The following is a 19,700-nucleotide window of genomic DNA, read 5'->3' as shown; positions in this document are numbered from 1 at the left end:
TCGACCTCCTCTATTCGTCGTCGTCGCACTCGGCGGAACTGGCACCGTTCACGTAGATGATCTGCTGGCGCGCCTCGTTGACGAGGGCGTCGAAGTCGAGTTTCTCGTCGGGGCGCGCGAGCGCGACCGTCATGGCGAGCGGGAGGTTGACACCCGCGATCACGTGGATCCGGTCGGAGGCGAAGCGGGAAAAGCGCTGGTTCACGCTGCCGCCGTACGCGTCGGTGAGGACGACGACCTCGTCAGTGCCCGAAAGAGCCGCCTCGACCGCCGCGTCGAGCCCCTCGCCGTTGTCGTTCACGTAGGCGCACACGGCGTTGACGGCGTCGCCCTTACCCGTAAGGAACTCGAGGGTGTCCTTGAAGCCCTGGGCGAGAAGGGAATGGCTCGCCACAACTATCTTTCTCATTGATTCACCAATCTCTTGGGTCGAAGCTAGGCGAGGATGCCGGCGGCGGAGGCGACCATCGCGAGGACGATCACCACGAGGATGAGGGCCGTCATGCTCGCGTTCTTCTTGGTAAGAAGGTAATACGCGCTTCCCGTGATGGCGGCGGGGATCATGGCAGGCAGGATCTTGTCGAGCAGCGGCTGAATCTCCATCGCGACGTCGCCGAAGCTGAAGCTAATCGGGCAGGTGACGCCGATGACCGAGGCGATGAGGCAGCCGACCACGGTGAGGCCGAGCACGGAGGCGGCGGCAGTGAGGTTGGGAAGCTTCTCGCTGAAGTCGGTGACGAGCTTCACGCCCTGCTTGTAGCCGAACTCGAGGGCGTGCATGCGGACCCAGAAGATGGCCAGGATGAGCGCGAACCAGATGCCGGCTCCCACGGGGTTGCCCTCGATGGCCATGTAGGCGGCGATGGAGCCCATGATGGTCGGGATCATGGTCATGAGCAGGGAGTCGCCGACGCCGGCGAGCGGTCCCATGGTGCCGATCTTCAGGTCTTGGACGGCGTCCGCCGCCGCTAGGCCGTCGCGCTCCTCCATGGCCACGCAGGCGCCAAGGATGATGGCGGCGAGCCAAGGCTGGGTGTTGTAGTAGCGGAAGTGGTTGTTGAGCGCTTGCTTATAGTCCTCGTCGTTCGTGTAGATCTTCCTCAGGACCGGCGAGAGGGCGTAGGCGACTGAGGCGCCCTGCTGGGTCTGGTAGTTGAAGGTGCACACGCTCATGAGCCAGCGCCAGTTCGCGTTGCGCAGGTCCTTCTTGGTGACCTTGTAGCCGGAGGGCTTGCCCTCGGCGACGGCGGTGATGTTCTCGTTTTCCATGGTTACTCATCCTCTCCGATGAAGGCGTCTGCGGAAGCGTGGGCGGCGAGCTCGGTGTCCCTCTCGGCACGCTGGTAGAACGCAATCGCGAGGGCAACGCCGACGATGGCGGCGCCGATGATGGGCACGTTCAGGAAGGCCGAGAGGAAGAAGCCGGCGAGCAGGTACTGGAAGTACTTGGCGGTTGGCATGTAGCGGAGCAGCATGGCGATACCGACGGCCGGGAGCATCTTGCCGGCGAGGGTGAGGCCGGAGAGGAACCACTGGGGCATGACCTCGAGGAGCCAGTTGACGGCGGGCTGGCCGAGCGTCACGGAGACAAAGACGGGCAGGGCGGCGCACAGTCCGAAGAGCGCGGGGCAGACCCACAGGATGGCGTTCATCTGATTGAACTTACCCTCGTTGCAGAACTTCTGGGACTTCTCGACGACAAAGCCGTTGAGGATCTTGGCGACGACGTCGAGCTGGATGCCGAGCATGCCGACCGGCAGGCCGATGGCGAGGCCCGTGTCGGAGCCCAGGGTCACGCCGTAGGCGGTGGCGATGATGGCCATCGTGCCGTAGTCGGGAATGGAGGAGCCGCCGAAGCCCGCGACGCCGAGCTGCATGAGCTGAATGGTGCCGCCGATGACAAGGCCGGTCTTCCAGTCGCCCATGACGACTCCGGTGATGAGGCCCCAGAAAACGGCGTAATTGACGAAGATCATCGGGATGCCGTAGTAGTCCACGTGCTTGATGAAGGCCAGCAGGGTCAAAAGGACGACCTGCAGGATAGTGAAGTTGACCATATTTCCCCCTTAGATGAGGTCTGCGACGGAGACGGGCTTGTCGGCGGGCACGAACTGGGCCGTCACCTTGACGCCACGGGCGATGAGCGCCTTGTAGCTCTGGACGTTCTCGGCGGAGGCGTAGGCGCGCTGGGTGAGCTGGATGCCGTCCTCCTTGACGAGCGAGCCGCCGACGACCAGCGACGGGAGCTCGACGCCCGACTCGACCAGGCGAAGCATCGTCTCGGGCTCCTTGGCGATGACGAAGACCTTCTCGCGGTCGTACTTGCCCGCGGCGAAGTTCTTGAGCGCGGTCTGCTCGGAGATGATCGAAACGGCCATGCCCGCGGGGCGCGCCATCCTCATGGTGGACTTCAGGACCTCGTCGCCGGCGACCTTGTCGTCGATGACCATGACTCGGGTCGCGCCCGACACCGGGGCCCACTGCGTCACGATGATGCCGTGAAGCAGGCGATTGTCGATTCGTGCCATAACAACACTCATGTTTGCTCCTATCAAATGAAGTTTTACGTTCGGTACTGCCTCGGCGCTATCCGGATTCGCGCCGGGCAAGGGGTTATCGGATTATTGAGGACGCGCGGTCAGCTTGCGGCGGCGCGGGGAAGGTCACTCGTCGAGCAGGAGGTCCGAGGAGCCGAGGCGCTCTTCTCGCGCCGGGGCGGCGCTCACGCTTATGTAGTCGAAGACATATGCGATCTCGCTTACGGGAACCTCTACGCGATAGCGCGTCGAGATGCTCGAGAAGCTCTGCCTGAAGGACTCGATGAAATCGGCGCGTTCCTCCTCGAAACGGTCCTGGCCAACGTAGGTCTCAATGGGGTTTCTGGTAACAAGGCGCTCGACGAGACAGCAGAGGTGAACGTAGAGCCCAATGATGGCGTTGCTGCCGATCTTCTCGCCTGTCCTGCGCTGAAGCTCGTGCACGGCGCTCTCGATCTCATGGAATAGCCGCTCCGGGTCGAGGATGGTGATGGAGCGGATGACGTTCTGCAGCGTCATGTTCGAGAGCAGCTTCTCGTGGAAAGAAGAGAGCTCGGAAGCGTCAAGCCACCTGCCGAACACGGCATCAACCTTAGAGGCGGACGCCGTCGACATGATGTCCTCGAGGGCGACGAAGGGGACGGAGGCGACCCCGGGGTCTCCCGTGCCGATGACGGCGCAGACGCGGTGCTCGGAGAAAACGGCGTCGTTCGACCCGTTCGCGACGAGCTGCTTGAAGGGCCTCGTGAGCAGGCGCGCGCCTATGGTGCGCGGGAGGCTCTGCGAGACGAGCTGGCGTATCCTCTCCGCGGCGTCGACCCCGGACTCGGAGCAGAAGACGATGGCGTCCTCACGGTTGACGCGCTCGATCACCTTGCAGTGCGTCACGCACGCGGCGGTCGCATCGCCAAGAACCTCGGCGATGGACTTGCCGCCGAGCAGCCCGACCCCGATCTCGAGCGCAAGACCGGTAGAGACGTTGTTCACCACGCCGATAGTGGAGTCGGTAACGTTCTCGAGGGCCTTATAGGCCTCCTCCAAGGAGCCCATGTCGACGAGGAACACGACCCCGGTGCAGTAGGAATGACGGTCGACGAGGCGCTGGAGCGGACCGACGATGTCCTTCAGCTGCTGGTCGTAGGGCATGTCGACAGCCTCGTACACATGCATGCCGAGCATACGGTTCGCCGCGTCGGCGATGCTCGTCGCCGTTGAGTAGCCGTGGGACAAGATGACGCAGAGCGTCCGAAGGGCCTTCGCATCGCGAGACTCCGATGCGACGCACAGCGTCAGAAGCGTCTTCGTGAAGTGATCGAGCGAGATTCCCAGCGCCCCTTCCACGTCTGCGGCGACCTGATCGGAGACACTCGAGGCAAACGGCAATTCGGAGGTCACGGCACCGAGGAGATAGGAGATTTGCTCCGCACAGGCAGACTTTCGCTTAGCCAGGCCGATACCCGGCCACAACTGCAGGCAAATCTCCTGGGCCAGTAGAAAAGCGACCTTCCTCGAAAGCTCGATGCCATAAGAAGAGCCTGCGTCGGCAAGGACCGCGCCCACGACGCGCTCGAAGGCGCGCGACCTCGAGGAGGCGACGCCGTGGTCGAAGATCAAGTGATCCTCAACGCCGCGCACAGCGGAGACAGCTTGCGAGACAAGCTCGGAGACAGAGAGCTCCCCGGCGCAGAATCGCTCATCGAGGGAGCACAGGGCATCGAGCGCCTGCTCGACCGGCCCTGTGCTCTCGGCGGCATCCAGAGACGCGTCGATCAGAACGCCATCGTCGGGCTGTTGATCGATCTGCGCGGAGGAGAGGAGCCCGCTGGGAAGAAGATACGGGCGAACGACGACGTAGTCGCCCTCGCGATTGAGGAACGCTTTGGCGCAGCAGTTCGTCACGCAGGCGCGCAAGCCGGCGATGTTATCGGAAAAGTCCGCGTTCACGAGGCAACGGTATGCGCCGCGGCTGATCTTCACATCAGAACCGATTCGGCACCCCTCGCTGCGCAGGAAGCTCAAGATGAGATCCTCGCGCTCCTCGGGGGTCCGCTCCTTGAGTGAGGGGACGCGGGCACAGATGGGCATTTTACTGTAGGCCGAGGAAACCTTCAGGTCATCGGCGGAAAGCGTCGTCGAAAGAACGAGGCGAGCGCGCGGCGCATCCTGGGAGGCATCGAGCCCGAGGGCCGTCGCAAGGCAGTGCTCCATCGCAGAGGGAGAGAGTGCTTCGATGCCGTTGACAAAGACCACACCCCCGCGCGCTTTCGCGATCGACTCGTCAAGAAGCCCGTTGAACGAGGCGGCGTCCGGGACCCCGGCGCAGTCGATGCGCACATAGGAGGAGTCGCGGGACAGCAAGCCCTGGTTCTTGCCGTACTCGTACACAAGGCGAGAAAGGAAAGACTTACCGACACCCACGCCGCCGCTCAAGAGGATGGGCAGGCCAAACGGAGGGTACTGAACCGCAGCCTTGCACTGCTCGACAACGGAGCTGAGGCTCATGTCGAAGCCCACGGCACGCGCGAAGTCGCGGTGATCGGCGATTCCCGTCGCCTGGATGAGGTCGGCGAGCGAGGCGTACTCGCTTGCAGAGAGCTTTACCTGAAAACGCTTCTGGAACGCGCGGCGATGAAAATAACGGACAGGCCTGCCCGCCACCTTAACCACAAGACCGGCGCGAACAAGGTCGTTGAGGTACTGGCTCGCCAGGCTCCTGGAGATGATGAGCGTCTCGGCGATGTCGGAGGTGGACAGACGGGCAAGGTCGTCGAGCGAGACGGCAGAGGTGAGGGCCTCGAGATGCTCGAGAATCCTGTCCCTCATGTCGACGGGTTTCTTTGCCAAGCTGTCCTGTGTGGTCTTGTCCATGACTTCTTACCTCCTCGTACAAGGAGTATAAGGGGAGAACAGAGAACGGAAGGGGGCGCGTGGGGGAATCAACAGCTCCGAGGAAAAGTCCACCACTTGAGGGGCAGAAAACAACGGCCATTGAACATTCAGGGCCGACGCTCAACACTTCGGCTCGACACTTCGCTTTGGAAAGGGCCCGGCGCGCCGGGGTCCCAACATAAAGAAGGACCCCGGCGCGCAGGGCCTAAAGCTTAACCATGCGCGCGGCGATGCGGGCGCAGTCGCAGGCGGCCTTCTTCTCGAAAGTGTTGTAGTCACGACCCGGCCCTCGGCGCAGGGCTTGTCGCTGATGGCGCGCACGACGACGAGGGGCACGCCGTTGAGATAAGCGGCCTGCGCGATGGTGCAGCCCTCCATCTCGCAGCACAGGTCGCCGAAGGTCGCGAGGATTCGCTCCTTCTGTTCCGCGGGCGAGACGAACTGGTCGCCGGAGACGACGCGGCCCTTGAGGACCTTAATGTCGGGGGCGACGGCGGCCGCGGCGGCGCACGCCGCCAGCAAGGGCCGGAACGGATCGCGCAAGATCAAGGCGTCGCCCGGGAGGTCGGGCGTTACCGTCAGCCGGCGCCGCGTCTGCCGCATCATGAGGGAGAACGGCCTGGCCGGCGCATACGGCAGGAAGAGGTTCAAGGTGCACCCCGGGGCGGTCAACGAGGCCGACGTGTCGAACGTCGTCGCGCGCGGCTTCGGCGGCAGGGCGCCGTGCACCCATATATGCAGCGACTTGGTCTGCGTGCGCGTCGGGGCGTCGTGGAACTACGTCTGCCTGCTCGTCGACCTCTGCAACGGGGAGATCGTCGGCCACTCCGAAGGACCGAGGAGGGACGCGCGAGCTCCGAGCCAAGCTCTTGGATTACGTGCACTGGTACAACAACTTCAGGATCCACTCGACGCTGGGCTACATGTCGCCGGTCGAGTTCAGGGAGGCGGGGCCGTCCCTCCCGGAATCGTCCAAATAAGTGTTGCCAATCCATAGCCAATCCAGCCATCATCTTCGCGAAGGCGGACGTCAGGAAAAGCTCGGCTTGAGCTCGGTCGGACGCGGTCTGTGGGGCATCATTCAGGCTCAGGGGGTCTCCTTGTCTTCTTCGGTCGCAACCTGAATGATAGGGACGGCCCCTTCTCTCTTTCCCCTTCGTTTTCGACGCGTCACCCTCTCGGCGGGCTTAAGGCCCGCGCTCGCGGGTGCAGGGGCTACGCCCAAACCCCAAAAACGTAACGCCGTGCTCGAAGCGTTTCCGGACGTCAGCGTAATCTCAAATCCCGTTCGTCAACTCATGGGCAAGCCACCTGAGACTACTCATTTCTCCTACTGGCAATGAAGACCTGCGACCTGCAGTTTTGCAAACTGCTTGAAAGCCACCTGCGTTGATTCACTTCCTATTGCAGCTGGCGGCTTGCACGCGAAAAGGCATTTAAGTTTCAAAACGGGCGTTTTCGGCGCTATCGAGCCTCCAAAGGCATCCCGCCGCGCCCTTTGGGACAAAAACAAAAACTCAAAGCCCTGAGTTCGAAAATAGTTTTTGGAGTTGTCCCGACTTTTGTCCCCGAAGCCGACGAAACGCGACAGGGTGTCACGTGGCGGCACTCGATTCGAGACGGCACCGAAAACTGGATGCAACCGGAATGACGGGACGGCAGAACCGAAACCATCGAGTGGGGATAGAAAAAGGCCCGGGTGCCGTGGCATCCGGGCCTTTGCTAGCAACTTAAATGTTGCGGGCAGCTTAGAACTTGTGGCCGCACTTCTTGCAGACGCGCAGCTTGTTCTTGCCGTCCTTCTCGTGACCGACGCGGGTAACCTTACCGCACTCGGGGCAAACGAGATTGACGTTGGAGGCGTCGATGGGAGCCTCCTGCGAAACGATGCCACCCTGCTGGTTGGCAGCGTTGGGCTTGACGGCCTTCTTGACGACCGAAACGCCCTCGACAACGACCTTGTTCTCGGCGGGGAGAGCACGCAGGACAACGCCCTGCTTGCCGCGATCCTTACCAGAGAGAACCTGGACCTTATCGCCCTTCTTGATATACATATATCTCCCCTAACTACAGGGTCTCGGGAGCGAGCGAGACGATCTTCATGTACTTCTTGTCACGAAGCTCGCGAGCGACGGGCCCGAAGATACGGGTGCCGACAGGCGAACCATCGTTGTTGATGACAACGCAGGCGTTCTCATCAAAGCGAATGTAGGAGCCATCCTTGCGGCGGATCTCCTTAACGGTGCGAACGACGACGCAACGGACAACGTCCTTCTTCTTGACGTTGGCGCCAGGGGTAGCCTCCTGGACAGCACCGATGAACACATCGCCGATGCCTGCATAACGACGCTTGGAACCGCCAAGCACCTTGATGCAGCGAATCTTGCGAGCGCCGGAGTTGTCGGCGACGTTCAGCATGGTTTGCATCTGAATCATGGTAGATGTTCCTCCGAACTAAGAACCGAAGAGAGGTGCGCAGCCTTTATACGGCCCGTGGTATGCAAGCCAGGCATACGCACATCTTCGGAAACGTACAAGTCGTAAGAGCGACTGCTTATTTAGCGCGCTCGACGACCTCGATGAGGCGCCAGCGCTTCATCTTGGACATAGGACGGGTCTCCATAACGCGGACGGTATCGCCCACGCCAGCCGTGCACTCCTCGTCGTGAGCGTGCAGCTTCTTGGAGCTGGTCATCATCTTGCCGTACTTGGGGTGACGCTTGCGCTCGGTGATGGTGACAACGATGGTCTTGGCACCGGAGACGGAGGTAACGACACCCGTACGGACCTTACGCGAGTTACGCGAATCAGTCATGTTCTCTCCTTAGGTCCTACTCGGCGACAGCGGACTTCTCCGCTGCGATCTCGCGGGCGCGCTGCTCCGTGAGGACGCGAGCGATGTCCTTCTTCACGGTGTTGACGCGAGCGGTGTTGTCCAGCTGGCTGGTGGCCATCTGGAAACGAAGGTTAAAGAGCTCGGCGCGCATTTCCTTCAGCTTCTCAACGAGCTGAGCGTCCGAGAGCTCACGAATCTCTGCGGGCTTCATTAGTTCTCCTCCTTGGCGGCGGCGGCGTCCTCAGCAGCCCACTTGGCCTCGAGAGCGGCCTCCTCAGCCATCTCCTTCTGGATGCGCTGCTCAGCGTTCTTGGCAGCAACAATCTTGGTCTTGATGGGAAGCTTGTGCTGTGCAAGACGCAGAGCCTCGCGAGCGACCTCCTCGGGCACGCCCTTGACCTCGAACATGATGCGGCCGGGCTTGACGACGGCCACCCACTCCTCGGGGTTACCCTTACCAGAACCCATGCGAGTCTCGGCAGGCTTCTTGGTGATGGGCTTATCGGGGAAGATCGTGATGTAGACACGACCGCCACGCTTCATGTAGCGGGTCATGGCAATACGAGCGGCCTCGATCTGACGGTTGGTGATCCAATGGGCCTCGAGAGCCTGGATACCAAACTCGCCGAAATGCAGCTCGGTATTACCCTTGGCCTGGCCCTTCATGGAGCCACGCTGCACCTTGCGGTGAAGAATACGCTTAGGGGCAAGCACTACTGACCCCTCCTCTCGGAGTTACGACGACGAGGACGGGAAGAGCCCTCGAGTGCAGGGTTGGGAACAGGCTGGCCCGGGAGCTTCTCGCCCAGGTAGATCCAGACCTTCACGCCGCAGGCACCCATGGTGGTGCTGGCGACAGCCGTGCCGTAGTCGATCTTGGCGCGGAGGGTGTGCAGAGGCACGCGACCCTCACGGTACCACTCACGACGGCCCATCTCGGCACCGCCGAGACGACCGGAGCACTGGATACGGATGCCCTTGGCGCCGGCCTTGCGGGCGGACTGGACAGCCTTGCGCATAGCGCGACGGAAGGCAACGCGGCCCTCGAGCTGCTCAGCGATGGACTGAGCAACGAGGTTGGCGTCGAGCTCGGGGCGCTTGATCTCGACAACGTCGACGGAGAGCTGGCCCTTGGAGACGTCAGCGACCTTCTCGAGCTCGGTGCGGAGGGTATCGATCTCGGCACCCTTCTTACCGATGACAACGCCGGGGCGAGCGGTGAGGATGATGACCTTCACCTTGTCGCCAGCGCGCTCGATCTCGACGCGGGAGACAGCTGCGCGGGAAAGACGCTTCTCGAGGTACTTGCGGATCTCGAGATCGTTACCGAGGGTCTTAGCGTAATCCTTCTCTGCGAACCAGCGGGAGCGCCAGTTCTCGGTGATGCCAAGACGGAAGCCGGTGGGGTAGACTTTCTGACCCATACAGCTTTACGCCTCCTTTCGAGGAGCAACGACGACGGTGATGTGGGAAGTACGCTTCAGAATGCGAGAAGCGGAACCCATGGCGCGGGGACGGATGCGCTTAAGCGTCGGACCCTCGTCAACATAGGCAGCGGCGACAACCAGGTTGTCGGCACGCAGACCGTTGTTGTTCTCGGCGTTCGCAACGGCGGAACGGAGAACCTTCTCGACATCCACGGCGACGGCGCGGTCGCAGAAGTGGAGGATGTCGAAGGCCTGAGCGACAGGCTTGCGGCGGATCAGATCGACCACCAGGCGGGCCTTGCTGGGGGAAACACGCACGTACTTAGCGACGGCGCGAACCTCGGTGGCCTCAGTTTCAATAGACTTAGTTGCCATTTACGGTTAACCCCCTATTTGGCCTTGTGGCCACGGAACGTACGAGTCGGCGCGAACTCGCCGAGCTTGTGACCAACCATGGACTCGGTAACATACACGGGCACATGCTTGCGGCCGTCGTGGACGGCGATGGTGTGACCAACCATCTCGGGGAAGATGGTGGACGCGCGGGACCAGGTCTTCACGACGTCCTTCTTGCCAGCCTCGTTCATCGCGGTGATACGCGAGAGAAGGCGAGTCTCCACGAACGGGCCCTTTTTGAGACTTCTGCTCATAAGTGCTTTCTCCTAAAACTCGGTATCCGAAATTACTTCTTACGGCGACGAATGATGTGCTGGTTCGAGACCTTCTTCTTCTTGCGCGTACGAAGGCCCTTCGTCGGCTTACCCCAGGGGGTAACAGAGGGACGACCAGAGGTGTGGTTCTTGCCCTCGCCACCGCCGTGCGGGTGGTCGACAGGGTTCATGACGGTACCGCGGACGGTCGGGCGCACGTTCATGTGACGCTTACGGCCGGCCTTGCCGATGACGATGTTGGAGTGATCGGCGTTGCCGACCTCACCGACGGTGGCGCGGCAGGTAACGAGGATGCGGCGCATCTCGGAGGAAGGCATACGGACGATAGCGTACTTGCCCTCCTTACCCATCAGCTGGCAGGAGTTACCGGCGGAACGGGCGATAGCAGCGCCCTTGCCCGGCTGGAACTCGACGGCGTGGATGAGCGTACCGACGGGGATGTCGGCGAGGGGCAGAGCGTTGCCCGGCTTGATGTCGGCGTCAGAACCGGACATGATGGTCTGACCGACCTCGAGGCCCTTGGGGGCCAGGATGTAGCGCTTCTCACCGTCAGCGTAGTGCAGCAGAGCGATGCGAGCGGAACGGTTCGGATCGTACTCGATCGTGGCAACCTTGGCGGGCACGCCGTCCTTGTTGCGCTTGAAGTCGATCACGCGGTAACGACGCTTCACGCCGCCGCCCTGGTGGCGGGTGGTGATGCGGCCGTTGTTGTTACGACCGGCCTTCTTGGGCAGGGGCTCGAGAAGAGACTTCTCGGGCTTGGTGCAGGTGATCTCGGAGAAGTCGGAGATCGTCTGCCAACGCCTACCAGCGGAGGTCGGCTTAAGGTGCTTTACAGCCATTACAATCCCTTTCAATAGGAATCCGTTAGCCATCGCAGACAGGGATTCGAGGTTCTGCCTCGGGTGCGATGACACCGGACGTATACACGGCTCCGGGCGTGTCCATTTTATACGCCCAAAACCTTGAGCTCTCGCCTCCCCTATTTGGGAGGCATGAGCTCACTCAACAGCAGCGAGTCTTAGGCCTGGTTGCCAAAGACCTCGATGGTGTCGCCCTCGGCCAGCGTGACGATGGCCTTCTTCCAAGAACGGGTCTTGCCGGCGACATAGCGCACGCGCTTGGTCTTGGGCTTGACCGTCAGGGTGTTCACGCGAACGACCTTGACGCCGAAGATCTCCTCGACAGCGTCCTTGATCTGATACTTGTTAGCATCCTTGGCGACCTCGAACGTGTACTTGTTCTGCTCCATGCCGGAGAAGGAACGCTCGGACACGATCGGACGGATGATGATCTCGTGGGCGGTCATTTAAGCAAGCACCTCCCCGAAGTGAGCGGCGATGTCGGCGGGCATCAGCACGGCGTTGTTGTTGACGAGATCGTAGGTGTTGGCCTCGTCGGCAGTGATGATGAACGTCTTGGGAATGTTGCGGAACGACAGGTAGGCGTTGACGTCCTCATCGCGAACGATGATGGTCAGACGCTTGCCCTCAAGGCCGAGAGCCTTGAGCATGGCAACGGCAGCCTTGGTGGAAGGCTTCTCGAAGCCGTAGTCGTCGACGAGCACAAGCTCGCCATCGGCCAGCTTGGCGGACAGCGCAGAGCGCATAGCCAGCTTGACCTCCTTGTTGTTCATACGCTTAGCGTAGGAACGGGGCTTGGGGGCGAAGACAACGCCACCGTGACGCCACTGGGCAGCACGGATGGAACCCTGGCGGGCACGGCCGGTGCCCTTCTGACGCCAAGGCTTCTTGCCGCCACCGGAAACCTCAGAGCGGCCCTTAGCGGACTGGGTGCCCTGACGCCAAGAGGCCATCTGGCACTTGACGATGTGGTGCATAACGTGGATGTTCGGCTCGATGCCGTACACCTCAGCGGCGAGCTCGGCCTCGGCGACCTTCTTGCCCTCGCTGTTCTTTACTTCAAACTTTGCCATTTAAGTGTTCTCCTTGGTATGACGCTGGGCTAAATGGGCTGGGCCCTTAGGCCATACGGATGGCGACGAGACCATTCTTGGCACCCGGGACAGCGCCCTTGACCAAGATGAGGTTCTGCTCGGCATCGATGCGGACAACGGAAAGGTTCTTGACGGTAACGCGCTCGTTACCCATGTGACCGGCCATCTTGACGCCCTTGAGGACGCGCGCAGGATAGGCGCACTGACCGATAGAACCGGGGTGACGCTGGAAGTGAGAACCATGCGTCATAGGACCGCGGCGCTGACCCCAGCGCTTGATGCGACCCTGGAAGCCCTTACCCTTGGAGGTACCGATGACGTCGACCTTCTCGACATCAGCGAAATCAGCGACGGTGACGACCTCGCCGACCTTGTGCTCCTCGCCGTTCTCGACGCGGACCTCACGAAGGAAACGGACAGGCTCGACGCCAGCCTTAGCGAAGTGACCAGCCATGGGCTTGTTCACGTTCTTGGCCTTGATGTCGCCGAAACCGATCTGGACGGCGTCATAGCCGTCGGTTGCCTGAGTTTTAACCTGCGAGACAGCGCAGGGGCCAGCCTGGATGACCGTGACGGGAACGACGTTGTCGTCCTCGTCCCAAACCTGGGTCATGCCAATCTTGCGGCCGAGAATCATGCTGATCAAGATATGATCCCAACTCTCGCGTGGTCTTGGGACAATGCGTACACCACCGAGCGTACGCCCCTAGAGGACCACTACTTACACGACGTGCTCCCCAGTCTTGTATTGCGCCCAGACTACCTGACAACCCTATTAAGCAGGCATTTTGTCCAGCCAGAATACTCCCCTGGTTTCACACAGCTGTTTAGTATACACGGCTGCGGGCGTATCCATCGAGATTCATATTTCACTCACATTGTTTACGCAGGTAAAGTGCGTGGAGTCGCCTGGGCTTGGCAGAGGGGCGGCGAAATATATTAAGTTTGCTGCTCTACAGTCCTGCGCAAGACGGAAAGCACATTAAGTGCTTTCCTTTGCGTGCGGAACTCGCGACAAACTTAATATATTTCGCCGCCCCTCTGCCAAGCTCGGGAGACGACACGTTGATGTCTGCTTAACTCTGCTCGCTCAGCTAATTACTTTGTTGGGGGTCCACTATTTGTTGAAGGGTGAACTTACACTGCATTGGCTCGCCTTCTGCTTGCGGCTTTTCCTCGTCAAAATCGAAGATCATGATGGCGCAGTTGGGGAGTTTTGCTGGGAGCTCGAAGCCCTCTGGGGCTGCAGCCTTGATGAATTGGCGGCTGGCGCTGCCGTGGCTTACTGCTAGGAGGGTTTCGATATCCTCGGCGCCCATGATATTGGTGAGGGTGTCTACCATGCGCTCTTGCAGCGCCTGGCTTCCTTCTCCTCCGAAGGGAACCAAGTCCTCGCCCGGATCCCATACGTCGGTAGGCAATGCGTCGTGGGGACCTTCCTCAAAGGTTCCGTAGCAGCGCTCGATGATGCCTTCGCAGGGCTCGACTGCTGCATCCGGACCGAGGAGTTCGCATGCGACGAGACTTGCCGTGTCCATGGCTCGGCCTAAGGGCGATGAGACCACTTTGTCGGGGACGACGCCATGGACCTTGAGCCATGCGGCTGCCATTCCCGCTTGTTTACGGCCCAGGTCGGTCAACGGTGAATCGCAGCGGCCCTGGACCAGCTTTTTGACGTTGAATTCCGTCTGGCCATGACGAAGTAGATATAGACGCTTCATGCTCTCCCCTTCTGCTTCAGTTACCTTGCCGGCACAGCCCTACTCGTGGGTATGCCCTACGTAGTCTTCGTCGATCGTAATCTTTGCAATCGACTTGGGATATTCCGATTCGACCCGTTGTGCCAGCGCGTGTTTGAGCTCATCGGCATCCATGTCCAAATCCGAGGGTCGCACGCAGTCAAAGATCACATTGGTGTGCGTGGGGCCCGGCACGCAACGCAAATCGTGAATCGAAAGGCGTCTATCGATCTCCTGGGCCATAGCGTTGATGCACAGGCGCATGCTCGCCACATTTGAATCGTCGGTCACGATGGGATCGTAATGGAGCGTGACGATCATGCCGTCCTCGTCCCTAAACGACTGCTCGATGTTATCGAGCGTGTCGTGACTTTCCAGCGGGCTGGCCTCGGCCGCCATCTCGGCGTGCGCACTTGCAAACTTCCTGCCCGGACCGTAATCGTGAACCATCAGGTCATGAACACCCAAAACGCCGGGGTAGCTCATGATCTTGTCTCGGATGTGCTTGACCAGCTTGGGATCGGGTGCCTGGCCCAAAAGGGGGCTCACCGTATCTTGGATAAGCTCAAAGCCGCTCCAGCCAATATAGACGCCAACGGCAAGGCCAACCCAAGCATCAAGATTGACATGCGTCACCTGGGAAACAATCGCGCACGCCAGCACAGCGCCCGTGGCCAGGACATCGTTCTTTGAGTCCTGAGCCGTCGCATGCAGCGTATCGGACTCAATACGGTCACCGAGCTTTTGGTTGAGGGCCGCCATCCAGAGCTTTACGACCATCGAAAGCACTAGAACCGTCACCAGGGCAAGCGAGAACTCGACAGGTTCGGGGTGGATGACGCGCTCAACCGAGGACTTGATAAGCTCAAGGCCGATCAGCAGCACGAGCGCCGCCACGACCAGACCCGAGAGATACTCGTAGCGACCGTGACCGTAAGGATGCTCGGGGTCGGCCGGCTTGCTCGCCAGCTTAAAGCCCAGCACGCTCACGATATTCGAGCTGGCATCGGACAGGTTGTTCATGGCATCCGCCACGATCGAAACCGATCCCGAAACCACGCCAATTGCGCCCTTCGCAGCACATAGTGTCACATTGGCGAGAATACACACAACGCCCGTCAACGTGCCCACGCGCGCACGGTCGCCCTGCGCACGCTTAACAATCCACTCGACCATCTACATCCGCCCCCACGGTACTACCTATATATCTATTGTTCAAACGGATTGTAGTGTAGCCACTTTGTCCCCCAGATACAAAAAAGGCCGCAACCCACACGGACCACGGCCTTGGAATATGGCAAAGGAATCGTCCTTGTGTCGCACAGGTTTACGCGCTTACTTCGGCCACGCTCTTCGAGGTTTCGGGTGAATCGGCTCCGTCCCCCGTCGCTCGCCCCTTCGTCGGCACCACGCCAAAGCAGTAGCTCAGCGCCGCAGACGCCGCAAATGCCGTGCCGCCGGCAACGCAGCACCACAGCAGGTTCGAAATACCGCCCGTGGCAAAGCCAATGACCATGAGGACATTCGTCATGCCGATGGTATAAGCCGTAACGTGGCCCACGGCTGCAACAAGGCCTCCGACGGCGCCGCCAATGGCCATGCACGTCAGGCACCTGCCATATTTAAAGCCGCAGCCGTACAGCGCCGGCTCGCTTACGCCGCCAAGCACGCCCGAGATTGAATAGCCCAGCATGAGCGCCTTCTCATCCTTATCCGCAACGCGGAGCGACGCACCAAAGGGCATGCCCCAAACGGCGAACGTCGCCATTGTCGCGGCAATGAGAATGCACGAATCCGTTCCCACGCTCATAAACTGCGCGTACGCAAGCGATAGGACAACGTTGCTGACGCCCGCAATCTTAAGAAACTCCCAACCCGCGGCAAGCCCCATGAGCGTGAGCAGCGACACGATGCCACCGGAATTGCCAAGCATAAACATAAGTTGGCCCAACAGCATGCCCAGATAGCTGCCCGCCGGCGCCGTAATACACAGCGAAACCGGAACCATAACGAGCATGGTCGCAAACGGAACGAACGAAAACGCCACGGCCTGAGGGATAACGCGCTGAAAGAAACACTCCACTCGCCATAGCACGGGCACCGAGATGAGAACCGGAATAACAGTCGTCGTGTAATCGTTGACCGGCGCGGGAAACAGACCATACACGGAAGTCATCGATGCCGCCGTCGTCGATGCGACATCGACAAGCTTAAGCAGATCGGGCGCAATCAATACGCCGCCCAGCATCATGCCCAGCTGCTCCGAGCAACCGAGCTGGCGGGCGGCCGCCCAACCAAGATAAATGGGCAAAAAGTAGTAGCCGGCGTTATAGAGCCAACTGTAGAGCAGGCGATAGATATCGGAATCTGCAGACCACAGACCCAGCATGCCTTCGCCCATAATGACGGCGACGGTGCGAAACAACGCCGCGCAGACAATAAACGGCAGCGCCGACATCATGCTTTTGGACAGATAGTCCACCACGGCCATGGCGTTTGATGAGACCGTCGTTGTAAAAGAGGTGTTAGAAACTTGTGACATGGAACGCCTTTCCCAATGTGACATGCGGACTGTCCCTTTGTCACATCGTGCGGTACTGACCGATTGCGCGGTACTTTTCGTAGCGGAGGTTTGTGAGGGTCGCGTCGTCGAGCCGCCCAAGCGTATCGAAGGCATCAAATGCCGAGGACATGACGGCACCGGCGATCTCCTCATGTGACAGGCCCCTATCGTCGACAATGCCGTCGATGATGCCGAGCGCCAACAGATCGGGGGCCGTGAGCTTAAGCGCCTCGGCGGCCTCATTCGCACGCTCGGTATCTTTCCACAGGATCGACGCACAGGCCTCGGGGCTCACGACCGAATAGGCCGAGCTCGAGAGCATCAGGATGCGGTCGGCCACGGACAGCGCCAGCGCGCCACCAGAGCCGCCCTCGCCTGTCACCACCGAGACAATCGGCGTCTTAAGGCCGCTCATCTCCATGAGATTCTGGGCAATCGCCTCGCCCTGGCCGCGCTCCTCGGCACCGATGCCGCAAAACGCACCCGAAGTATCGACCAGGCACAGAACCGGTCGACCAAACTTTTCGGCCTGGCGCATCAGGCGACGCGCTTTGCGATAGCCCTCGGGATGCGCCATGCCAAAGTTGCGGCGCATACGCTCTTTGGTCGTGGTGCCGCGCTCGATGGCGATGACCGTTACGGGGCGTCCGTTTTTCCAGCCAATACCGGCCACCACAGCGGCGTCGTCTCCAAAGTAACGGTCGCCGTGCAGCTCCACAAATCCATCCAGGCCCAGTGAGATCATCTCACCCGCCGTGGCGCGATCTGCCGAGCGGGTCTGCTTGACAATCTCGAGCGCGGTTTTTGGTGCCGTCGAGCGCTTAAACAAGTGTCCCAGCTTTTTGCCGCGGCGACCCGTATGCACGATCTCGTGCGGTGCCCCCAGACCGGGCGCGTGTCCTTCGTGCAGCGCCAGCAGCTCTCCCACTGTGAGCGCAATCTCGCCACGCGGAACAACGGCATCGCAAAAGCCGTGCTCCAGCAAAAACTCGGAGCGCTGGAATCCCTTGGGCAGGCGCTTGTGCATGTTCTGCTCGATCACGCGCGGGCCGGCAAATGCCGTCAGGGCATCGGGCTCGGCCAGGATAATGTCGCCCTCCATGGCAAAGCTCGCGGTTACGCCTCCGGTCGTGGGGTCGGTGAGTACCGTGATATACAGGCCGCCCGCCTCGCTGTGGCGCCTAACCGCCGCGGAAATCTTGGCCATCTGCATAAGCGATGTCACGCCCTCTTGCATGCGTGCACCGCCCGAAACGGTAAAGCCGACAACTGGCAATCCCAGCTCGGTCGCACGCTCAAATGCGCGACAGATCTTCTCGCCCACCACGGAGCCCATCGAGCCCATCATAAAGTTGGCGTCCATAAAGAAGAGTGCCGTATCGCAACCGCAGATTTTGCCCCTGCCGCACACAACGGCATCGCGCTCGCCCGAACGCTCGAGCGCGCCCTTGAGCTTATCGGCATAGCCGGGAAACGAAAGGAAGTCCTCCGACGCCAGATTGGCATCCCATTCCTCAAACGTGCCCTCGTCGACCGTCATGCGCATGCGCGCGCGACCGCTCACGCGAAAGTGTTTGCCGCAACGAGGGCAGACCTCGAGGTTGTCGTGTAGACGTGCCTCATCGATCACACGGCGGCACTCCGGGCACTTGATAAACACGTGGCGCGCGGGAAACTCGGCGCACGACTCGGTTATTGGCCCCTCAAGGACATTGACCGTCTTCGCTTTTCTATTCATCAGCATAGAGATGCCCCATCAGATCGGTGTGATACATGCCCGACAAGAACTCATCGTTTGCCAGCACGTCGAGCTGAAGCTCGCTGTTTTCGCTCACGCCCTCAATCACGAGCTCGCCCAGGGCCGAGCGCATCTTGCGAATGGCGCCGTCGCGCGTGGGCGCACACACGATGAGCTTGCCGAGCATGGAGTCGTAGTACGGCGGAACGTTCGCACCGGTAAACATGGCGGAATCCCAGCGCACGCGCGGACCACCCGGCACACGCAACGCGGTGACCGTTCCGCATGACGGCAGAAAGTCCGGCGTTTCGGCATTGATGCGGCACTCCATGGCGTGGTTGCGGACCGGAACGTCCTCCTGCTCAAAGGGCAGAAGCTGGCCGGCCGCCACGCGCAGCTGCCACTTGACCAAGTCGGTATCGGTCACAAACTCCGTAACCGGATGCTCCACCTGCAAGCGCGTGTTCATTTCCATAAAGTAGAAATTGCCGTCGTCCGAATACAGGAACTCGATGGTACCGGCTCCTTCGTAGCCGACGGCACGAGCCAGGTCGCGCGCGGCCTTGTGCATACGGGCACGAATGTCGTCGTGTCCGTCGAGGCACGGCGCGGGGCTCTCCTCGATCAGCTTTTGGTTGCGGCGCTGCACCGAGCACTCGCGCTCGCCGAGCGAAAACACATGGCCCTGCTTATCGGCCATAATCTGCACCTCAACGTGGTGCGCCGGCGCGACGAACTTCTCCATGTAGCACTCGCCATCGCCAAAAACGGCCTCTCCCTCGGCACGCGCCTCAATGAACGCCTTTGCCGCATCTTCCACGCGCTCGACCTTACGAATGCCGCGACCGCCACCGCCTGCACGCGCCTTAATAAGCATGGGGCAGCCGATGCGCTCGGCCTCGGCCGTTGCCTCCTCGGGGCTTTTGAGCAAATCGCAGCCCGGCACGATGGGCACGCCCGCCGCGGCAGCCGTTCGACGTGCGGCGTCCTTGTCGCCCATGTTGTCGATCACCTCGGCCGAGGGGCCGACAAACGCCAGGCCATACTTGTCGCAGTCGCGCACGAAGCTCGCCTTCTCGGAGAAAAAGCCATAGCCGGGATGAATTGCCTTAGCTCCCGACTTTACGGCACAGGTGAGCACGGCATCGTCGTTGAGGTAGCTCTCGGCAAGACGCGGGCCGCCGATACAATACGCCTCGTCGGCAAGTTGCACGTGCAGCGCGTCCGCATCGGCCGTGGAGTAGACGGCGACGGTCTTGATGCCCATATCGCGGCACGCGCGGATAACACGGACCGCGACTTCGCCGCGGTTGGCGATGAGCACTTTGTCGAACATGAAGACT

General features: G+C 60.9%; 23 protein-coding genes and 2 pseudogenes. 2 read left to right on the top strand and 23 right to left on the bottom strand.

What is annotated here, in order from left to right; translation table 11 throughout:
• Positions 1–10 precede the first annotated feature (10 nt).
• The 6 genes from DXD56_RS01515 to DXD56_RS01490 form a co-directional block, all read right to left on the bottom strand.
• A complete protein-coding gene (locus tag DXD56_RS01515; protein WP_089572475.1) occupies positions 11–409 on the bottom strand; it encodes a PTS sugar transporter subunit IIA in 399 nt (132 codons plus the stop codon).
• Between the two features lie 26 nt (positions 410–435).
• Positions 436–1,269, bottom strand: a complete 834-nt coding sequence (locus tag DXD56_RS01510; protein WP_089572476.1) for a PTS system mannose/fructose/sorbose family transporter subunit IID — start codon at positions 1,267–1,269, stop codon at positions 436–438.
• A gap of 2 nt (positions 1,270–1,271) precedes the next feature.
• Complete coding sequence (locus DXD56_RS01505; protein WP_089572477.1) at positions 1,272–2,057, bottom strand: PTS sugar transporter subunit IIC; 786 nt, start codon at positions 2,055–2,057, stop codon at positions 1,272–1,274.
• A gap of 9 nt (positions 2,058–2,066) precedes the next feature.
• Entirely contained in the window at positions 2,067–2,540 is a 474-nt protein-coding gene (locus tag DXD56_RS01500; protein WP_089572478.1) for a PTS sugar transporter subunit IIB, read from the bottom strand.
• Positions 2,541–2,663: 123 nt separating this feature from the next.
• Positions 2,664–5,405, bottom strand: a complete 2,742-nt coding sequence (locus DXD56_RS01495; RefSeq protein WP_117639599.1) for a PRD domain-containing protein — start codon at positions 5,403–5,405, stop codon at positions 2,664–2,666.
• A 141-nt stretch (positions 5,406–5,546) separates the two neighbouring features.
• Positions 5,547–5,948, bottom strand: a complete 402-nt coding sequence (locus DXD56_RS01490) for a hypothetical protein (RefSeq protein WP_233524903.1) — start codon at positions 5,946–5,948, stop codon at positions 5,547–5,549.
• Here DXD56_RS01490 and DXD56_RS10130 point away from each other — a divergent pair.
• Positions 5,905–6,012, top strand: a pseudogene (locus tag DXD56_RS10130) (hypothetical protein); the annotation flags it as partial. The gene DXD56_RS01490 and the pseudogene DXD56_RS10130 overlap by 44 nt on opposite strands.
• 292 nt (positions 6,013–6,304) lie before the next feature.
• Positions 6,305–6,406: an IS3 family transposase gene (locus DXD56_RS10125; protein WP_231501554.1), complete on the top strand. Its 102-nt coding sequence runs from the start codon at positions 6,305–6,307 to the stop codon at positions 6,404–6,406.
• Positions 6,407–7,174: 768 nt separating this feature from the next.
• Here DXD56_RS10125 and rplX read toward each other — a convergent pair.
• From rplX to DXD56_RS01400, 17 genes and pseudogenes are all read right to left on the bottom strand, one after another.
• The gene (gene rplX / locus DXD56_RS01480; protein ID WP_006235043.1) at positions 7,175–7,480 is read right to left on the bottom strand and encodes a 50S ribosomal protein L24; all 306 of its coding nucleotides are present in this window, start codon (positions 7,478–7,480) and stop codon (positions 7,175–7,177) included.
• 13 nt (positions 7,481–7,493) lie between these two features.
• Complete coding sequence (gene rplN / locus DXD56_RS01475; protein ID WP_006235041.1) at positions 7,494–7,862, bottom strand: 50S ribosomal protein L14; 369 nt, start codon at positions 7,860–7,862, stop codon at positions 7,494–7,496.
• 118 nt (positions 7,863–7,980) lie between these two features.
• Positions 7,981–8,241, bottom strand: a complete 261-nt coding sequence (gene rpsQ / locus DXD56_RS01470; RefSeq protein WP_006235040.1) for a 30S ribosomal protein S17 — start codon at positions 8,239–8,241, stop codon at positions 7,981–7,983.
• A 16-nt stretch (positions 8,242–8,257) separates the two neighbouring features.
• Complete coding sequence (rpmC, locus tag DXD56_RS01465; RefSeq protein WP_006235039.1) at positions 8,258–8,473, bottom strand: 50S ribosomal protein L29; 216 nt, start codon at positions 8,471–8,473, stop codon at positions 8,258–8,260.
• A 107-nt stretch (positions 8,474–8,580) separates the two neighbouring features.
• Positions 8,581–8,976 (bottom strand): annotated as a pseudogene (gene rplP / locus DXD56_RS01460) (50S ribosomal protein L16); the annotation flags it as partial.
• Entirely contained in the window at positions 8,976–9,686 is a 711-nt protein-coding gene (gene rpsC / locus DXD56_RS01455; protein ID WP_117639597.1) for a 30S ribosomal protein S3, read from the bottom strand. The gene rpsC and the pseudogene rplP, both read right to left, overlap by 1 nt.
• 6 nt (positions 9,687–9,692) lie before the next feature.
• Positions 9,693–10,064 (bottom strand): 50S ribosomal protein L22, encoded by a 372-nt coding sequence (rplV, locus tag DXD56_RS01450; RefSeq protein ID WP_117639595.1) that lies wholly within the window; start codon positions 10,062–10,064, stop codon positions 9,693–9,695.
• A gap of 14 nt (positions 10,065–10,078) precedes the next feature.
• A complete protein-coding gene (gene rpsS / locus DXD56_RS01445) occupies positions 10,079–10,339 on the bottom strand; it encodes a 30S ribosomal protein S19 (RefSeq protein WP_006235035.1) in 261 nt (86 codons plus the stop codon).
• A gap of 32 nt (positions 10,340–10,371) precedes the next feature.
• A complete protein-coding gene (rplB, locus tag DXD56_RS01440) occupies positions 10,372–11,202 on the bottom strand; it encodes a 50S ribosomal protein L2 (RefSeq protein ID WP_022094198.1) in 831 nt (276 codons plus the stop codon).
• 179 nt (positions 11,203–11,381) lie between these two features.
• Entirely contained in the window at positions 11,382–11,669 is a 288-nt protein-coding gene (gene rplW / locus DXD56_RS01435; protein ID WP_006235033.1) for a 50S ribosomal protein L23, read from the bottom strand.
• Positions 11,670–12,296 carry a 50S ribosomal protein L4 gene (gene rplD / locus DXD56_RS01430; protein ID WP_006235032.1) on the bottom strand — a complete coding sequence of 209 codons (627 nt, stop codon included), beginning with the start codon at positions 12,294–12,296 and terminating at the stop codon, positions 11,670–11,672. It lies immediately after the preceding gene.
• Positions 12,297–12,342: 46 nt separating this feature from the next.
• A complete protein-coding gene (gene rplC, locus DXD56_RS01425) occupies positions 12,343–12,963 on the bottom strand; it encodes a 50S ribosomal protein L3 (RefSeq protein WP_035137484.1) in 621 nt (206 codons plus the stop codon).
• A 448-nt stretch (positions 12,964–13,411) separates the two neighbouring features.
• Positions 13,412–14,038 (bottom strand): histidine phosphatase family protein, encoded by a 627-nt coding sequence (locus DXD56_RS01420; protein ID WP_117639593.1) that lies wholly within the window; start codon positions 14,036–14,038, stop codon positions 13,412–13,414.
• A gap of 39 nt (positions 14,039–14,077) precedes the next feature.
• Positions 14,078–15,232: a cation diffusion facilitator family transporter gene (locus DXD56_RS01415; protein ID WP_117639591.1), complete on the bottom strand. Its 1,155-nt coding sequence runs from the start codon at positions 15,230–15,232 to the stop codon at positions 14,078–14,080.
• Between the two features lie 151 nt (positions 15,233–15,383).
• On the bottom strand, positions 15,384–16,598 hold the full coding sequence (locus DXD56_RS01410; RefSeq protein ID WP_117639589.1) for a PTS fructose transporter subunit IIB: 1,215 nt from the start codon (positions 16,596–16,598) through the stop codon (positions 15,384–15,386).
• A gap of 40 nt (positions 16,599–16,638) precedes the next feature.
• On the bottom strand, positions 16,639–18,363 hold the full coding sequence (accD, locus tag DXD56_RS01405; RefSeq protein WP_117639587.1) for an acetyl-CoA carboxylase, carboxyltransferase subunit beta: 1,725 nt from the start codon (positions 18,361–18,363) through the stop codon (positions 16,639–16,641).
• On the bottom strand, positions 18,350–19,693 hold the full coding sequence (locus tag DXD56_RS01400; RefSeq protein WP_117639584.1) for an acetyl/propionyl/methylcrotonyl-CoA carboxylase subunit alpha: 1,344 nt from the start codon (positions 19,691–19,693) through the stop codon (positions 18,350–18,352). Before DXD56_RS01400 ends, accD begins: the two co-directional genes overlap by 14 nt.
• Positions 19,694–19,700: the final 7 nt, after the last annotated feature.

Source organism: Collinsella sp. TM06-3 (assembly GCF_003436395.1).
Classification (GTDB): Bacteria; Actinomycetota; Coriobacteriia; order Coriobacteriales; family Coriobacteriaceae; genus Collinsella.
Note: the sequence above shows the minus strand (reverse complement) of the source record. Positions and strands in the feature narration are given on the sequence as shown.

Excerpts from the sequence above, each read along its gene's own strand:
- DXD56_RS01515 (WP_089572475.1), bottom strand. The coding sequence starts at position 409 with ATGAGAAAGATAGTTGTGGCGAGCCATTCCCTTCTCGCCCAGGGCTTC.
- DXD56_RS01510 (WP_089572476.1), bottom strand. The coding sequence starts at position 1,269 with ATGGAAAACGAGAACATCACCGCCGTCGCCGAGGGCAAGCCCTCCGGC.
- DXD56_RS01505 (WP_089572477.1), bottom strand. The coding sequence starts at position 2,057 with ATGGTCAACTTCACTATCCTGCAGGTCGTCCTTTTGACCCTGCTGGCC.
- DXD56_RS01500 (WP_089572478.1), bottom strand. The coding sequence starts at position 2,540 with ATGAGTGTTGTTATGGCACGAATCGACAATCGCCTGCTTCACGGCATC.
- DXD56_RS01495 (WP_117639599.1), bottom strand. The coding sequence starts at position 5,405 with ATGGACAAGACCACACAGGACAGCTTGGCAAAGAAACCCGTCGACATG.
- rplX (WP_006235043.1), bottom strand. The coding sequence starts at position 7,480 with ATGTATATCAAGAAGGGCGATAAGGTCCAGGTTCTCTCTGGTAAGGAT.
- rplN (WP_006235041.1), bottom strand. The coding sequence starts at position 7,862 with ATGATTCAGATGCAAACCATGCTGAACGTCGCCGACAACTCCGGCGCT.
- rpsQ (WP_006235040.1), bottom strand. The coding sequence starts at position 8,241 with ATGACTGATTCGCGTAACTCGCGTAAGGTCCGTACGGGTGTCGTTACC.
- rpmC (WP_006235039.1), bottom strand. The coding sequence starts at position 8,473 with ATGAAGCCCGCAGAGATTCGTGAGCTCTCGGACGCTCAGCTCGTTGAG.
- rpsC (WP_117639597.1), bottom strand. The coding sequence starts at position 9,686 with ATGGGTCAGAAAGTCTACCCCACCGGCTTCCGTCTTGGCATCACCGAG.
- rplV (WP_117639595.1), bottom strand. The coding sequence starts at position 10,064 with ATGGCAACTAAGTCTATTGAAACTGAGGCCACCGAGGTTCGCGCCGTC.
- rpsS (WP_006235035.1), bottom strand. The coding sequence starts at position 10,339 with ATGAGCAGAAGTCTCAAAAAGGGCCCGTTCGTGGAGACTCGCCTTCTC.
- rplB (WP_022094198.1), bottom strand. The coding sequence starts at position 11,202 with ATGGCTGTAAAGCACCTTAAGCCGACCTCCGCTGGTAGGCGTTGGCAG.
- rplW (WP_006235033.1), bottom strand. The coding sequence starts at position 11,669 with ATGACCGCCCACGAGATCATCATCCGTCCGATCGTGTCCGAGCGTTCC.
- rplD (WP_006235032.1), bottom strand. The coding sequence starts at position 12,296 with ATGGCAAAGTTTGAAGTAAAGAACAGCGAGGGCAAGAAGGTCGCCGAG.
- DXD56_RS01420 (WP_117639593.1), bottom strand. The coding sequence starts at position 14,038 with ATGAAGCGTCTATATCTACTTCGTCATGGCCAGACGGAATTCAACGTC.
- DXD56_RS01415 (WP_117639591.1), bottom strand. The coding sequence starts at position 15,232 with ATGGTCGAGTGGATTGTTAAGCGTGCGCAGGGCGACCGTGCGCGCGTG.
- DXD56_RS01410 (WP_117639589.1), bottom strand. The coding sequence starts at position 16,598 with ATGTCACAAGTTTCTAACACCTCTTTTACAACGACGGTCTCATCAAAC.
- accD (WP_117639587.1), bottom strand. The coding sequence starts at position 18,363 with ATGCTGATGAATAGAAAAGCGAAGACGGTCAATGTCCTTGAGGGGCCA.
- DXD56_RS01400 (WP_117639584.1), bottom strand. The coding sequence starts at position 19,693 with ATGTTCGACAAAGTGCTCATCGCCAACCGCGGCGAAGTCGCGGTCCGT.